Below are 16,229 nucleotides of genomic sequence, written 5' to 3'. Positions count from 1 at the left end.
CGGTTCCCGCCCGACTTTCGCATTTCCGCCATCGATGTCGGCGCCGTTCAAACGCGTGTCGCGTTTGAGACATCGGCGCCCCTGCCTCCGGGACTACTCTCGAACAGCACGTTGCGCGTGCGCCGGATGGCGCCGGCGCGCCGCGGCGCCACCAACGAGACATGGAGACAATACGATGAGCAGCAATCGAGGTGTCGTCTATCTTGGACCGGGCCAGGTCGAAGTCCAGAAAATCGATTATCCGAAGATGGTCGATCCGAGCGGCCGCGCGATCGGCCACGGTGTGATCCTGAAAGTGGTCAGCACGAACATCTGCGGTTCCGACCAGCACATGGTGCGCGGCCGCACGACCGCGCCGGTCGGCCTCGTGCTCGGTCACGAAATCACGGGCGAGGTGGTCGAGATCGGCCGCGACGTCGAAACGCTGAAGCTCGGCGATCTCGTATCGGTGCCGTTCAACGTCGCTTGCGGCCGCTGCGCGATGTGCAAGGACACGCATACGGGCGTGTGCCTTAACGTGAACCCGTCGCGTGCCGGCGGCGCCTATGGCTACGTCGACATGGGCGGCTGGATCGGCGGCCAGGCCGAGTACGTGCTCGTGCCGTATGCCGATTTCAACCTGCTGAAATTCCCCGACCGTGACCAGGCGATGGCGAAGATCCGCGACCTGACCTGCCTGTCCGACATTCTGCCGACCGGCTATCACGGCGCGGTGAGCGCGGGCGTGAAGCCGGGCTCGACGGTCTATATCGCGGGCGCAGGCCCGGTCGGGATGGCGGCGGCCGCATCGGCACGCCTGCTCGGCGCGGCCGTGACGATCGTCGGCGACATGAACGCGGAACGCCTCGCGCACGCGAAGGCGATGGGTTTCGAGACGGTCGACCTGTCGAAGGACGCGTCGCTCGGCGAGCAGATCGAGCAGATTCTCGGTGTCCCCGAGATCGACTGCGCGGTCGACTGTGTCGGCTTCGAGGCGCACGGCCACGGCTCGTCGGGCCACGCGGAAGAGGCGCCGGCCACGGTGCTGAACTCGCTGATGGAAATCACGCGGCCGGCCGGTGCGATCGGTATCCCGGGCCTGTACGTGACGGACGATCCGGGCGCGAAGGACAAGGCCGCGCAGCACGGCAGCCTGAGCATCCGCTTCGGCCTCGGCTGGGCGAAGTCGCACTCGTTCTTCACGGGCCAGACGCCGGTGCTGAAGTACAACCGCAACCTGATGCAGGCGATCCTGTTCGACCGTCTGCCGATCGCGAAGATCGTCAACGTCGAAGTGATTTCGCTCGACCAGGCGCCGGAAGGCTACAAGAAGTTCGACGGCGGCGCGCCGCGCAAATTCGTCATCGACCCGCACGGGTTGCTGGCGGCGTGATGCGCTAGCGTTCGACGCGCGCAGCGCGTCACGCGAAACGGGCGGCACCGGAAACGGGTCGCCCGTTTTTGCTGAGGAAGCACGGGGAAGGGCAGGCCGCGCGCGGGTATCGCGCGGGCCGGAACGCCTGCGCACCGCCGATCCCGGCCGCACGGAATTGCTGCGATAATCGTCGCCCGTTCCCGACTCCATCGCGGCCGCCCGGCGCCGAATCCACGAATGGCCAAGTCACTTCCCCTTGCAGCGTTGCACACGTTCGTCGAAGTGGCGCGCTGCGCCAGCATGAAGCAGGCGGCCGACCAGCTCTGCATTTCGCCGGGCGCCGTCAGCCAGCACGTCCGCAATCTCGAGGATCGCCTTGCCGTGCGCCTGTTTGAGCGCACCGGCCGCGAGCTCGAGCTGACCGGCACGGGTCGCGCGCTGTTCGATCAGCTCGCCGGCGGCTTCAACGAGATCGAGGCCGCGTGGGCGAACGTGCACGGTGCCAATCGGCGCATCGTCCGCCTCGCCGTGACGACCACCGCCTCCTTCGCGAACACGTGGCTCGTGCAGCGCCTCGGCGCGTTCAATGCCGCATACCCCGAAATCGAAATCACCGTCGAAACGCGCGCGCAACTGGTCGACCTGCGTCGCGACTATGTCGACGTCGCGATCCGGCACGGGTTGGGCCATTATCCCGGGCATGCATCGTTCCGCATCTGGACACCCGAGCTGTGGCCCGTCTGCAGCCCGCGACTGCTCGATCCCGCCCGCCCGATCGCCACGCCGGCCGACTGCCTGTCGTATCCGCTGCTGCAGGACGCGGACCGCGCCGACTGGGCGCTGTGGCTGCGCGCGCAGGGAATCGAGGATGCCCGTGCGCCGCGCGGCGCGAGCTTCAGCGAGGATGCGTTGCTGATCAAGGCGGCGGTCGCCGGGCAGGGCATGGCGCTGGTGCGCGACATCTACGCGCGGGACGAAGTCGCGGCCGGCCGGCTGGTGCGCGTGCTCGCGCGGCCCTGGCCGACCGAACTGTCCTATTACGTCGTGTGCAGCGAAGCGCGCCGGCACGAGTGGAAGATCGCCGCGTTTCGCGACTGGCTCGCGAGCGAGATCGGCGGTGGCGACGACGGCCCGCGCGATCTACTGGCGTGACCCGCGCACGGCGGCGGCCGCGAATCCCTTGAGCTTGCCGGCCGCGAGTGCGGTGCCGAGCAGGATGATCGCGCACCCGGCGACCGTCTGCACGGTGATCGTCTCGTGCAGGAAGATCGCGCCCCATACGACACCGAAGATCGGGATCAGGAACGTGACCGACGCCGCATATTGCGCGCCCGCATTGCGGATCAGCCCGAAATACAGCAGGTAGGCGACGGCCGTGCAGATCGCGCCGAGCAGCACCACCGCGATCCACGCGGACGCGTGAACGGGGCCGTGCGGCCACATCGGCAGCGCGAGCGGCACGAGTGCGACCGCCGCGAACAACTGGCTGCCGAACGCCGACACGAACGGCCTGACATTCGCCAGCTTGCGCTTCGAGTAATGCGCGGCGAACCCGTACGACAGCGTCGCGAGCATCGCGGCGGCGATCGCGCGCGGTGCGCCGGGCGTGCCGGCGCCGACCGCGGAGCCGGCGAGCACGACGACACCGGCGAAGCCCAGCGCGAGGCCGATCGCCTGGGGTTTCGTCAGCGGTGTACGCAGCCATGCGAATGCGACGATCGCGGTCCACAACGGTGTCGTCGCATTCAGGATCGAATCGGTGCCGGCCGTCACGAACAGCGCCGCGTAGGTCAGCAGGCAGAACGGCAGCGCCGAGTTCGTGATGCCGACGACGAACAGCGGCACGACGTGCGAGCGGAATTCCTGTCGCGCCTGCGCGTTGCGCAGCACCGGCGACAACAGCACGGCCGCGATCGCGACGCGCAGCGCGATCAGCGGGACCACGCCGAATTCCGGTGCACCCATGCGCATGAACAGGAAGGACGCGCCCCAGATGGCAGCAAGGGTCACGAGCTGTAGTGCATTCATCGACGACTCCGTTCGGTGGATCGGGTGAGCGGCCGGAACGCGATACGCGCCGGCGCGGGCGAATGACCCATTGAACGTCACGCGTGCGTCGCGGCGCAAACGAGGTTTTGCGAGGGGCGGTTTAGAAAAATGAATCGACGCAAGCGTGCGCACGGACGGCGCGTGCGCGCTCAGTGGCCGCGATAGAGCTGGGCGAGTTGCGTATTGCTGGCGGTGGTGGTGCGTCGCGCCCGCGCGGTGTGTGCGGTATGCGCGCTCACTCGGTGGAATGTGCGGGCGCGATGCGCGGCATTGCGACCGGCTTTCAGGTCGGCGACCCGAACCGTGGTGGCGGCATGCGGCCGATCGGGTGCACGGATGGCCGGCGCGGCCCGCGCGACTGTGGTCTGGGCGGCTTCGCCGACATCCGGGCTGCGCTGTCGTGCGGCCGCCACCTGAGTTCCATCAGTCGAATGAAACGGATAGGCGGGCGCCGGCAGGATCGGCAGCACGGGATCGTTCGACACGTACGCACCCGCATCGCTCGCCGTCGCGCCCGATATGTTCGAGCCGCGACAGACCGGATCGGCATTGCACGTCCGGTCGACCATCACGTAGCCGCCGACCAGCAGCACGAGCGTCAGGATGCTCAGGATCGGCGCGCTCGATGCGCGCGGCCGCCGGAACGCCGCGTTGCGAAGCGTCCGCGCGACGCGCGACGACCACGTATCGAAGCGCTGCACCGCGTGCGTGGTGCGCGCGTCGTCCGGCGTGCGGCGAACCGGATCGAACGGCCAGTTCCACTGGCCGCACACGGGGCAGTGCTCGAGCGCGCGGAAAGCCACGAAGCCGCATTCCCTGCAGCGGCAGCCGGCAGTGCGCCGCGCGTCGGCTCGCGCGTTCAGGATTGCGCGCCAGTCGTCGCGTGCGCGGAACGTCCGATTGGGCAGGACTCGCATCGCCGGAAGCGGGCAGGCGCCGTCAACGAGGCGAACGTTCGCCGGTCGACATGACGCTTTCCTGCAAGGCAACCGATCGGCCCGTGCCGGAATCCGGCGGCGCGTGCATCGTCGACGGTCGTGCACATGCGGTGCTCATGGGATTCTCCGTGACGTCGGGTGAGCGGAGCACGTTCTTCCGCGGTTACCTTCCGCTTCATTCTTGGTCGCCTGCGTGTGAAACGCAATGCGCAAAAAGGAGCATCGCGACGTGCACGTTTCGTGCTATCCGTCCTGCCGCTGCCGGGCCGCGAGCGTCCCGATGGTCTCCATCGCGTGCTCGACGGCCGGTGTCCACGGCCGGCCGTAATTGAGCCGAAGATAGCGGCGGAATCCGCCGGTTGCGGAAAAGATCGGCCCCGGCGCGATGCTGACGCCGTTTTCCATCGCATCGTCGAACAGGTGCATCGCATCGACGCGCGGCGGCAGTTCGATCCACAGGAAATACCCGCCGTGCGGCGCGAACACTTCGGTGCCGTCCGGGAAATACGTCTGCACGGCCGCCAGCATCTGCGCCTGGTGCGCGGCGAGATTGCGGCGCAGCTTGCGCAGGAAGCGGTCGTACGCACCGTCGCGCAGGTAGTTCGAAATCGCCATCTGCGCGGGCACGTCGGCCGCCGGCGCGCTCGCGCCTCTTGCCTGACGGATCTGCCGCACGTAGCGTCCGGCCGCGACCCAGCCGATCCGGAACCCGGGCGCGAGGCATTTCGAGAACGAACCGCAATGCAGGACGAGCCCGCTGTCGTCATACAGTTTGGCGGGGCGCGTCGGTGCCGTTCCGAAATGCAGCTCGCCATAGACGTCATCCTCGATCAGCGGCACGCCGCGCGCGGTGAGCAGGTCGATCAGCTCGCGTTTGCGCTCGTCGGTCAGCGTCGCGCCGGTCGGGTTGTGGAACGACGTCATGAACCAGCATGCCCGCACCGGATGCGTGTCGAGTGCCGTTTCGAGCGCATCGAGGTCGAGGCCGGTGCGCGGGTCGACCGGAATCTCGACGGCCTTCAGGTGCAGGCGCTGCACGGCCTCGAGGGCCGCGTGGAATGCCGGTCGCTCGATCGCGACGATATCGCCCGGGCGGGTCAGTGCCTGCAGGCTGAGCGTCAGCGCTTCGAGCGCGCCGGTCGTGATGACGATCTCGTCCATCGGCAACGCCGCGCCTGCGTTCAGGTAGCGCAGCGCGATCTGGCGGCGCAGCGTGTCGTAGCCGGGCGGCAAGCCGGACAGCAGCGCCGTGCGATCCATGTTGCGGGCCGCCGACGCCATCGCGCGCCACAGGCTGCTCATCGGGAACAGGGAATAGCTGGCGAAGGCCGAGCCGAGCGGAACGATCTCGTCGCGTTTGAGCGAGTCGAGCAGGCGGAACAGCACATCGTCGTCGCCGGTTGGCTCGGCGGCCGGCTTGCGCGGCGGATCGTGGGCGAACCGCACGCGCTTGTCTTCGAGGTTCGCAACGAAATAACCGGATCGGGCCCGCGCGACGATCAGACCCTCGCCTTCGAGCGCGTAGTACGCGCGAAACACGGTGGACGGGCTCACGCCATACACGCGGCAGGCCATGCGCACGGTGGGGATGCGCGCACCGGGCGGCAGGTCGCCGCGGTGGATTGCGTCGGCGATCGTTCGTGCGAGCACAGCGTATCGCTTCATGCCAGCCCTCCGCCCGATCGGGGCCTTGCCGAAAAAAGAGTAGCACGGCACCCGTCGCGTGCAAGCGCGCCCCCAATTGCTGATCCGCATGTTTTTGCCGGGCTCTGATTCTTTTCTTTCGTCTGACAAGCCGGCATGCTCTCGAGCAATCTGCGTTCCCGATGTCCGACCGACCGGAATCGACGCTGCCCGACGGCGGATTCCAGGCCCGCGCACATCCTGCGCGGGACCTTTTCTGCGGCGTCACAACCTTGCCCGGAATCATTCAGCGTGAAATTGAAGACTCTCGTCGCCGGCCTCGTGGCCGGCATCGCCCTCAACCTGTCGAGCGGCATCGCAACGGCCGCCTGCATCAGCAATCCCGCCGCCCAGCCGAACGCAACGTTCCCCGCCGCACTGACCGGCAAGCTCGTCTACCACAGCTACGTGAAGTACGGCGACGGCACGAGCCAGCTGTTCCTCTACGACTTCTCGGCCCGTACGCTGACGCAACTGAGCAAGAGCACGTGGGGTATCACCGATCCGATGAACGGCGTGTTCAGCCCCGACGGCAAGTGGCTCGCGTTCATGGGCATCAGCAACGGCGCATGGAACGTGTTCATGCTGCAACTCGGCGCCGGTACGCCGCCCGTCAACCTGACGAACAGCACGGGCGCCACGCGCAACGAGGATCCGAAGTTCAGCGCCGACGGCAAGACGCTCGTGTTCAAGCAGAACGGCGACGTCAAGCAGGCGACGCTGTCGTACACGAGCGCGGGCCCGGCGTTCACGTCGGTTGTGAGCCTGACGAACGCGCCGGCCGGCGCCGAGTATTCGATGCCGTATCTCGCGCCCGATTCGAGCGCCGTGTACTACGCGACGGGCACCGGCGCGAACATGGGGCTGATGAAGCGCACGCTCGCGACCGGCGCGACCGCGACGTTCGACAATCCGGCCGGGCTGCAGACGTACTACCCGATCGTGCGTGCGGACGGCATGGTGTTCTACGCGCGCTGGAAAGACAGCGGCCAGGCCGACCAGATCTATACGAAGACCGCGGACCCGGCGTCGACGCCGAACGCGTTGCCGATCAACGACTGCGTGAGCAACAACTCGGATCCGGCACCGGTGAACGGCACGAACTACGTGTTCTTCTCGTCGACGACGGCGGGCGGTTATCAGCTCTACGTCGGTGACGTGACGACCGGCCAGCGCTGGAGCCTGTCGCAGTTCGGCGTGAATGCCGACACGACGAAGGCCAAGCTCGGGGCGAGCTATTACGGCGGCCCGGCCGCCGCGCAGCCGGTGCTGCTGTCGCAGGGGCATCCGGCCGCTGCGTCGGCGAGCTACAACGCGTCGCTCACGCCGGACAAGGCGTTCGACGGCAACACCACGGGCACGCGCTGGGATTCGCCGGAAGGCGCCGGTGTCGGTTCGCAATGGATCTCCGTGGATCTCGGCGCGGTGAAGCGCATCGATCACGTCGATCTGTACTGGGATGCGGGCGCGCTCGCTTATCAGATCCAGACGTCGAACGACAACGCCAACTGGACGACGATCTATTCGACGAGCAACGGCGGTTCATATACCCACGTCACGCTGCCGAATCTCAACGGCAGCGGTCGTTACGTGCGGATGCTCGGCACGAAGCGCGCGACGCAGTGGGGATACTCGCTCTACGAAATGCAGGTGTGGGGATCGTAAGCGCAAAAGAAAAAACGGCCTTCGAGGCCGTTTTTTTCATGCGTCGATCATAGCGACGCTCACGCATGCAGCACATGCGCCGGGAAGGCGGGGCCGGCGCTCGCCGCGCCTTGCGCGAGCGGCGCGACCTGCTTGCGGCGCTCCCTTGTCGGCGCGACGCCGAACGCGTCGCGATAGCTCTTGCTGAAATGGCACGCCGACTGGAACCCGCACGCCATCGTGATGTGCATGATCGACATGTCGGTCTGCAGCAGCAGTTCGCGCGCGCGGCGCAGCCGCAGCGTCAGGTAGTAGTGCGTCGGCGTCATGCCGAGGTGCTCGCGGAACAGGCGCTGCAGTTGCCGCTGCGACATGTTCGCGAGCCGCGCGAGCTCCTCGCGCGACAGCGGCTCCTCGATGTTGTTCTCCATCAGCGAGATCACTTCGAACAGCGACTTGTTCGCCGAGCCGAGGCGCGCGACGAGCGGCATGCGTTGCTGCGCGCTCGTGTCGCGCACGTGTTCGACGATGAACTGCTCGGCGATCTGCGTGACGCGCGCGGTGCCCACGCGTGCGGCGATCAGGTTCAGCATCATGTCGAGCGGCGCGACGCCGCCCGTGCACGTGATGCGGTCGCGGTCGATCACGAACAGTTCCTTCAGGAAGCGCGTATCCGGAAACTCCTCCTTCAGCGCCGACATGTTCTCCCAGTGGATCGCGCATGCGTAGCCCGCGAGCAGCCCCGACTTAGCGAGCGCATAGGTGCCGGTGCACAGGCTGCCGAGCGGGATGCCCGCGCGTGCGAAGCGGCGCAGCGTCGACAGATGGGCGGGCGTGGTCGCGCGTTGCACGTCGACGCCGCCGCACACGAACACGATGTCGGGCTGCCCCACGCATTCGGCCGGGCCCGTATCGACCGTCAGGCCGTTGCTCGCGGTGACCGGGCCGCCTTCCGGGCTGATGACCGACCAGCGGTAGAGCGGCTGTCCGCTCAGGTAGTTCGCCATCCGAAGCACCTCGATCGCATTGGTGAACGCGATCATCGTGAAATTCGGTAACGGCATGAACGCGAAGTGGGACAGCGACGCTGTGCGGTCGGGGGACATGGGGAGCTTCCTGAAATCTCTAATAGCTATAGGCCCGGGGCACGGATCGGGCTGCGGTATTGTGTGAGCCAGCGCAACAAGCGTGCCATACGGCTAAACCCTAGCTCCATACGTTGTATGGCTGAAAGCCGCATGCTGCACTGCACCGTATTCGTGAGGGAGTGCACCCCGACCGGGCGGCAATCGCACCGCCGGCGTGCCTGTTCACAGGTGAACCGCCAACGGCGATTTGCTTGGTCATCCGAAAAAGCACGACCGGTCACTTGTATAAAACGGACGCGGATGGCGGAAAAGGCAAAGAACGCGTCTAAATTCATCAATCCGCCGAAAATCCGAACGACAAGAATAGAGCCGTCGGCAGCCTTGTACGGGACGAGCGGGAAACCCAGGCAGGGCGGGCCTTGAGCTTCGGTTTCAGCCCCTTATTCTTCGTCACGGACGCACTATGTCGAACACCCAGCCTTTCTTCTCGCAGTCCCTTGCCGAGCGCGACGCGCCGGTGCGCAGCGCCATCCTGAAGGAACTCGAGCGTCAGCAGTCGCAGGTCGAGCTGATCGCGTCGGAAAACATCGTGTCGCGTGCCGTGCTCGAGGCGCAGGGCTCGGTGCTGACCAACAAGTACGCGGAAGGTTATCCCGGCAAGCGCTACTACGGTGGCTGCGAGTTCGCGGACGAAGTCGAGGCGCTGGCGATCGAGCGCGTCAAGAAGATCTTCAATGCCGGTTATGCGAACGTGCAGCCGCACTCGGGCGCGCAGGCGAACGGGTCGGTCATGCTCGCGCTGGCCAAGCCGGGTGACACGGTGCTCGGCATGTCGCTGGATGCCGGCGGCCACCTGACGCACGGCGCGAAGCCGGCGCTGTCGGGCAAGTGGTTCAACGCGGTCCAGTACGGCGTGAACCGCGACACGATGCTGATCGACTACGACCAGGTCGAAGCGCTCGCACACGAACACAAGCCGAACCTGATCATCGCCGGCTTCTCGGCATACCCGCGCGCGCTCGACTTCGCGCGCTTCCGCGCGATCGCCGACAGCGTCGGCGCGAAGCTGATGGTCGACATGGCGCACATCGCCGGCGTGATCGCCGCGGGCCGCCACGCGAACCCGGTCGAGCATGCGCACGTCGTCACGTCGACCACCCACAAGACGCTGCGCGGCCCGCGCGGCGGCTTCGTGCTGACCAACGACGAGGACATCGCGAAGAAGATCAACTCGGCCGTGTTCCCCGGCCTGCAGGGCGGCCCGCTGATGCACGTGATCGCCGGCAAGGCGGTGGCGTTCGGCGAAGTGCTGCATGCGGACTTCAAGACCTACATCGACAACGTGCTCGCGAACGCCCAGGCGCTCGGCGAAGTGCTGAAGGCGGGCGGCGTCGATCTCGTCACCGGCGGCACCGACAACCACCTGCTGCTGGTCGACCTGCGCCCGAAGGGCCTGAAGGGTGCGCCGGTCGAACAGGCGCTGGAGCGCGCGGGCATCACCTGCAACAAGAACGGCATTCCGTTCGACACCGAGAAGCCGACCGTCACGTCGGGCATCCGCCTCGGCACGCCGGCCGGCACGACGCGCGGCTTCGGCGTCGCGGAGTTCCGCGAGGTGGGCCGCCTGATCCTGGAAGTGTTCGACGCGCTGCGCGCGAACCCGGAAGGCGACCACGCCACCGAACAGCGCGTGCGCCGCGAGATCTTCGCGTTGTGCGAACGCTTCCCGATCTATTGATCCGACCGACCCGACAATACTGGAGCCACTCATGGGCACGCTGCATCAAGACAGCATCATCATCGACGGTCTGAACATCTCGAAGTTCGAGAAGCCGGTGTTCGAAGACATGCGCCGTGGCGGCATCACGGCCGCGAACTGCACGGTGTCGGTCTGGGAGAACTTCACGAAGACCGTCGACAACATCGGCGTGATGAAGAAGAAGATCCGCGACAACAGCGAGCTGCTGACGCTGGTGCGCACGACGGAAGACATCTTCCGCGCGAAGAAGGAAGACAAGACCGGCGTGATCCTCGGCTTCCAGAACGCGCATGCGTTCGAGGACAACATCGGCTACATCGAGGCGTTCGCCGACATGGGCGTGCGCGTCGTGCAGCTCTGCTACAACACGCAGAACCTGGTCGGCACCGGCTGCTACGAGCGTGACGGCGGCCTGTCGGACTTCGGCCGCGAAGTGATCACCGAGATGAACCGCGTCGGCATCATGGTCGACCTGTCGCATGTGGGCGGCAACACGTCGTCGGAAGCGATCGCGTTCTCGAAGAAGCCGGTGTGCTATTCGCACTGCCTGCCGTCGGGCCTGAAGGAGCATCCGCGCAACAAGAGCGACGAACAGCTGAAGGAGATCGCCGACGCGGGCGGCTTCGTCGGCGTGACGATGTTCGCGCCGTTCCTGAAGCGCGGGATCGAGGCGAACATCGACGACTACATCGAGGCGATCGACTACGTCGTGAACCTGATCGGCGAGGACGCGGTCGGCATCGGCACGGATTTCACGCAGGACTACGCGAAGGAATTCTTCGACATGCTGACGCATGACAAGGGCCGTTATCGCCAGCTGACGAACTTCGGCAAGGTGATCAACCCCGACGGCATCCGCACGATCGGCGAATTCCCGAACCTGACTGCCGCGATGGAACGCCACGGCTGGAAGGAGTCGCGCATCCGCAAGATCATGGGCGAGAACTGGGTGCGCGTGTTCAAGGACGTGTGGGGCGCGTAAGCGCCGCGAACGCCGGACCGCCTCACCCGCAGCGATTCAACAACAAAAATCGGGACGTGCCCGCGCAAGCCGCGCGGGCACGCGGACGATGTCGCGCCCGCGCATTGAGCCGCGCGACCCATTTCCTCACGGAGTCACCACGATGCAACCGCAACTGCCGATCAACGTCGATCCCGATACCGGCGTCTGGACCACCGACGCGCTGCCGATGCTGTACGTGCCGCGTCACTTCTTCACGAACAACCACGTCGCGGTCGAGGAAGCGCTCGGCGTCGAAGCGTATGCCGAGATCCTCTACAAGGCCGGCTACAAGTCCGCTTACCACTGGTGCGACAAGGAAGCCAAGCTGCACGGTCTGACCGGCATGGCCGTGTTCGAGCACTACCTGAAGCGCCTGTCGCAGCGCGGCTGGGGCCTGTTCTCGATCATCGAGGCCGATCCGGCCAGCGCGCGCGCGAAGATCGAGCTGCGCCACTCGTCGTTCGTGCTCCAGCAGCCGGGCAAGGAAGGCAAGCTCTGCTACATGTTCGCGGGCTGGTTCGCCGGCGCGATGGACTGGGTCAACGACACGACGCCGGAAGGCAAGGGCGCACCGCGTGCGCAATCGAAGGAAGTGCAGTGCGCGGCCGAGCATCACGACCACTGCGTCTTCGAAGTGTCGCCGATCGCGCACTGATTCACCGCTACAGAACAACACCCGCAACACGAGACATTCGAACGCCAGAGGTCGCCAGCGATGCGTTATCCCCACCTGTTCAAACCCATGCAGCTGAACCAGCTGACGCTGCGCAACCGGATCGTCAGCACCGCGCATGCGGAGGTGTATGCCGAGCCGGGCGGCCTGCCGGGCGACCGCTATATCCGCTACTACGAAGAGAAGGCGAAGGGTGGCGTCGGCCTCGCGATCTGCGGCGGGTCGAGCCCGGTGTCGATCGACAGCCCGCAGGGCTGGTGGAAATCGGTGAACCTGTCGACCGACAAGATCATCGATCCGCTCACGCGTCTTGCCGACACGATGCACAAGCACGGCGCGAAGATCATGATCCAGGCGACGCACATGGGCCGCCGCTCGTCGTTCCACGGCGAGCACTGGCCGCACCTGATGTCGCCGTCAGGCGTGCGCGAACCCGTGCACCGCGGTAACGCGAAGATCATCGAGATCGAGGAAATCCGCCGCATCATCGGCGATTTCGCGGCGGCCGCGAAGCGCGTGAAGGCGGCCGGCATGGACGGCATCGAAATCTCGGCCGCCCACCAGCACCTGATCGACCAGTTCTGGAGCAAGCGTTCGAACCACCGTACCGACGAATGGGGCGGCAGCCTGGAAAACCGCCTGCGCTTCGGCATCGAGGTGCTGACGGCCGTGCGCGAGGCGGTCGGCAAGGATTTCTGCGTCGGCCTGCGCATGTGCGGCGACGAATTCCACGAGGACGGCCTCGATCACGAAGCGCTGAAGGAAATCGCGCAGGCGATGTCGGAGACGGGCCTGATCGACTACCTGAGCGTGGTCGGATCGGGCGGCGATACGCACAACACGATCGCCAACTGCATGCCGCCGATGGCACTGCCGCCGGAGCCGTTCGTGCACCTCGCGGCCGGCATCAAGTCGGTCGTGAAGATTCCGGTGATGCACGCGCAGAGCATCCGCGACGCGGGTCAGGCCGAGCGTCTGCTCGCGACCGGCATGATCGACCTGGTCGGCATGACGCGCGCGCAGATCGCCGATCCGCACATGGTGATCAAGATCCGCGACGGCCGCGAGGACGAAATCAAGCAGTGCGTCGGCGCGAACTACTGCATCGACCGCCAGTACAACGGCCTCGACGTGCTGTGTATTCAAAACGCCGCGACGTCGCGCGAAGCGACGATGCCGCACATCATCGAGAAGTCGCGCGGCCCGAAACGCAAGGTCGTGGTGGTCGGCGCGGGCCCGGCGGGCCTCGAGGCGGCGCGTGTCGCGAAGCTGCGCGGCCACGACGTGGTGCTGTTCGAGAAGAACGCCGAAGTGGGCGGCCAGGTGATGATCGCCGCGAAGGCGCCGCAGCGCGAACAGATGTCGGGGATCATCCGCTGGTTCGACATGGAAACGAAGCGCCTCGGCGTCGATCGCCGCCTCGGCGTGGCCGCCGACGAGAAGATGATCATGGCCGAGAAGCCGGACATCGTCGTGCTCGCGACGGGCGGGTCGAGCTTCACGTGGCAGGTGCCGGGCTGGGGCGTGGCCGAGGGCCTTGCCGTCAGCTCGTGGGACATCCTGACCGGCAAGGTCGAGCCGAAGCAGAACGTGCTGCTGTTCGACGGCGTGAGCACGCATGCCGGCGCGGGCGTGGCCGACTTCATGGCAAGCCGCGGCTCGAAGGTCGAGGTCGTCACGCCGGACGTGAAGGTCGCCGACGATTGCGGCGGCACGACGTTCCCGATCTTCTATCGCCGCCTGTATGCGTTCGGCGTGATCCCGACGCCGAACACGATGCTCGATCGCGTCTATGAAGAGGACGACAAGCTGATCGCCGTGCTGCGCAACGAGTACACGGAAGAACTGGAAGAGCGCGCCGTCGACCAGGTGGTGATCGAGAACGGTTCGTCGCCGAACGACGAGCTGTACTGGAAGCTCAAGCCGGAATCGGTGAACCGCGGCCAGATCGATCCGCACACGCTGTTCGCGGCCGAGCCGCAGCCGTGCCTGTCGGAAGAACTCGGCAACGGCCGTTTCCTGCTGTTCCGTGTCGGCGATTGCATCTCGATGCACAACGTCCACGGTGCGATCTACGACTCGCTGCGTCTCGTGAAGGATTTCTAAAAGATGAACCCGTCCTTCCTCATTACCGCCCTGTTGTGGCTGTCGGTGGCGGGGCTCGCGTTCGCGGTCGCGAAGCGTTCGTCCTACTGGCGGCTCGGCCGCGCCACGGCGCCCGGCGCGTTCGGTGTCGCGAACCTGTTCGCGATCCCGAAGCGTTATTTCGTCGACCTGCACCACGTGGTCGCCCGCGATCCGTACATCGCGAAGACCCACGTCGCGACGGCCGGCGGCGCGATCGGCGCGCTCGCGCTGGTGTTCATCAACTACGGCCTCGCGATCTACTCGCCGTGGCTCGACAAGCTGATCTTCCTCGCGGCGCTCGCGATGCTGGTCGGTGCGGTGTTCGTGTGGCGCCGGCGCGCGGCGAAGGACGTGCCCGCACGGTTGTCGAAAGGCCCGTGGAATACGCTGCCCTGGCTGCTCGGCTCGTTCGCGCTCGGCCTCGTGCTGTTCATGCTGGTGCCGACCGGTGCGATGTCGGGCGCGTTCGCGGTGCTCTGCGCGCTGCTGATCGGCGTCGGTGCATTCACGATGACGGTCGGCGCCGCGAAGGGCGGCCCGATGAAGCATGCGATCGCCGGCCTGCTGCACCTTGCCTTCCACCCGCGCCAGGAACGCTTCGCGGCCACCCGTGAATCGTTCACGGGCAACGGCACGGCCACGCCGCCGACCGCGCTGAAGCTGCCGGACATCGAGCATCAGGAGTACGGCGTCGAGAAGCCGGTCGAATTCCGCTGGAACCAGTTGCTGAGCTTCGACGCGTGCGTGCAGTGCGGCAAGTGCGAAGCCGCGTGCCCTGCGTTCGCGTCGGGCCAGCCGCTGAACCCGAAGAAGCTGATCCAGGATCTCGTCGTCGGGATGGCGGGCGGCACCGATGCGGCGTACGCGGGCAGTCCTTCGCCGGGCCTCGCGGTCGGCCAGCATCGCGGCGAGCCGAACGGCCCAATCGTGTCCGGCCTGATCGAGGAGCAGACGCTGTGGTCGTGCACGACCTGCCGCGCGTGCGTGCAGGAATGCCCGATGCTGATCGAACACGTCGACGCGATCGTCGACATGCGCCGCAACCGCACGCTGGTGCACGGCACGGTGCCCGGCAAGGGCCAGGAAGTGCTCGCGAACCTGCGCGAGACGGGCACGATGGGCGGCTACGACACGGCCGCGCGCTACGACTGGTCGGTCGACCTGAGCGCGCCCGTCGCGCAGCCCGGCAAGCCGGTCGACGTGCTGTTCGTCGCGGGTGAGGGCGCGTTCGACATGCGCTACCAGCGCACGCTGCGCGCATTCGTCAAGGTGCTGAACAAGGCGGGCGTCGACTACGCGGTGCTCGGCTCGACCGAAACCGACACAGGCGACGTCGCACGCCGGCTCGGCGACGAAGCGACGTTCCAGCAGATGGCGAAGCGCCTGATCGGCACGCTCGGCACGCTGTCGTACAAGCAGATCGTGACGGCCGACCCGCACGTGATGCACAGCCTGCGCAACGAATACCGTGCGCTCGGGCTGCGCGTGACGGTCAAGCATCACACGACGTATCTCGCCGAACTGGCCGACAACGGCAAGATCGCGCCGAAGGCCGTCGAAGCATTGAGCGAGAAGCGCACCACGTATCACGACCCGTGCTACCTCGGCCGCTACAACGGCGAGACGGAAGCGCCGCGCAAGCTGCTGAAGACGATCGGCATCCAGGTCGTCGAGATGGAGCGCAACGGCATGCGCGGCCGCTGCTGCGGCGGTGGCGGCGGTGCGCCGCTGACCGACATCCCCGGCAAGCAGCGCATCCCCGACATCCGCATTGCAGACGCGCGCACGATCGGCGCGGACGTGGTCGCGGTTGCATGCCCGAACTGCACGGCGATGCTCGAAGGCGTCGTGGGCCCGCGCCCCGACGTGCTCGACGTGGCCGAACTCGTCGCCGCCTCGCTGGAGTGAATC

The 16,229-nt window shown here is 66.6% G+C and carries 12 protein-coding genes; 8 read left to right on the top strand and 4 right to left on the bottom strand.

Going from position 1 to position 16,229, the window contains the following annotated elements; genetic code table 11:
* Positions 1–175 precede the first annotated feature (175 nt).
* Positions 176–1,372: a formaldehyde dehydrogenase, glutathione-independent gene (fdhA, locus tag ACTJLD_RS13840; protein ID WP_027789739.1), complete on the top strand. Its 1,197-nt coding sequence runs from the start codon at positions 176–178 to the stop codon at positions 1,370–1,372.
* 219 nt (positions 1,373–1,591) lie between these two features.
* The gene (locus ACTJLD_RS13835) at positions 1,592–2,506 is read left to right on the top strand and encodes a LysR substrate-binding domain-containing protein (RefSeq protein ID WP_060086149.1); all 915 of its coding nucleotides are present in this window, start codon (positions 1,592–1,594) and stop codon (positions 2,504–2,506) included.
* Here the strand turns inward: ACTJLD_RS13835 and ACTJLD_RS13830 are convergent.
* The 3 genes from ACTJLD_RS13830 to ACTJLD_RS13820 all read right to left on the bottom strand — a co-directional run bounded on the left by ACTJLD_RS13830 (position 2,495) and on the right by ACTJLD_RS13820 (position 6,006).
* Positions 2,495–3,382: a DMT family transporter gene (locus tag ACTJLD_RS13830; RefSeq protein ID WP_440659026.1), complete on the bottom strand. Its 888-nt coding sequence runs from the start codon at positions 3,380–3,382 to the stop codon at positions 2,495–2,497. The two genes, ACTJLD_RS13835 and ACTJLD_RS13830, sit on opposite strands and share 12 nt — an antisense overlap.
* A 170-nt stretch (positions 3,383–3,552) precedes the next feature.
* Complete coding sequence (locus ACTJLD_RS13825) at positions 3,553–4,320, bottom strand: hypothetical protein (RefSeq protein WP_440659024.1); 768 nt, start codon at positions 4,318–4,320, stop codon at positions 3,553–3,555.
* Between the two features lie 264 nt (positions 4,321–4,584).
* Positions 4,585–6,006, bottom strand: coding sequence for an aminotransferase-like domain-containing protein (locus ACTJLD_RS13820; protein ID WP_301826128.1), 1,422 nt, complete (start codon positions 6,004–6,006; stop codon positions 4,585–4,587).
* Between the two features lie 270 nt (positions 6,007–6,276).
* Here ACTJLD_RS13820 and ACTJLD_RS13815 point away from each other — a divergent pair, with 270 nt between their 5' ends.
* Entirely contained in the window at positions 6,277–7,689 is a 1,413-nt protein-coding gene (locus ACTJLD_RS13815; protein ID WP_124817816.1) for a discoidin domain-containing protein, read from the top strand.
* A gap of 59 nt (positions 7,690–7,748) precedes the next feature.
* Here ACTJLD_RS13815 and ACTJLD_RS13810 read toward each other — a convergent pair whose 3' ends face one another.
* On the bottom strand, positions 7,749–8,774 hold the full coding sequence (locus ACTJLD_RS13810; RefSeq protein WP_027789733.1) for a GlxA family transcriptional regulator: 1,026 nt from the start codon (positions 8,772–8,774) through the stop codon (positions 7,749–7,751).
* A gap of 445 nt (positions 8,775–9,219) precedes the next feature.
* On the opposite strand from ACTJLD_RS13810, the gene ACTJLD_RS13805 reads away from it, so the two are divergent.
* From ACTJLD_RS13805 to ACTJLD_RS13785, 5 genes are all read left to right on the top strand, one after another.
* Positions 9,220–10,494, top strand: coding sequence for a serine hydroxymethyltransferase (locus tag ACTJLD_RS13805; protein ID WP_027789732.1), 1,275 nt, complete (start codon positions 9,220–9,222; stop codon positions 10,492–10,494).
* 31 nt (positions 10,495–10,525) lie between these two features.
* On the top strand, positions 10,526–11,497 hold the full coding sequence (locus ACTJLD_RS13800) for a dipeptidase (protein WP_027789731.1): 972 nt from the start codon (positions 10,526–10,528) through the stop codon (positions 11,495–11,497).
* 142 nt (positions 11,498–11,639) lie between these two features.
* Positions 11,640–12,173 (top strand): DUF5943 domain-containing protein, encoded by a 534-nt coding sequence (locus ACTJLD_RS13795; protein WP_006488993.1) that lies wholly within the window; start codon positions 11,640–11,642, stop codon positions 12,171–12,173.
* Positions 12,174–12,233: 60 nt separating this feature from the next.
* Positions 12,234–14,297 (top strand): oxidoreductase, encoded by a 2,064-nt coding sequence (locus tag ACTJLD_RS13790; protein ID WP_440659021.1) that lies wholly within the window; start codon positions 12,234–12,236, stop codon positions 14,295–14,297.
* Positions 14,298–14,300: 3 nt separating this feature from the next.
* Positions 14,301–16,226, top strand: a complete 1,926-nt coding sequence (locus tag ACTJLD_RS13785; protein WP_440659019.1) for a (Fe-S)-binding protein — start codon at positions 14,301–14,303, stop codon at positions 16,224–16,226.
* The last annotated feature ends 3 nt before the right edge of the window (positions 16,227–16,229 follow it).

Source organism: Burkholderia sp. 22088, from assembly GCF_052045915.1.
Taxonomy (GTDB): domain Bacteria; phylum Pseudomonadota; class Gammaproteobacteria; order Burkholderiales; family Burkholderiaceae; genus Burkholderia; species Burkholderia cepacia.
Note: the sequence above shows the minus strand (reverse complement) of the source record. Positions and strands in the feature narration are given on the sequence as shown.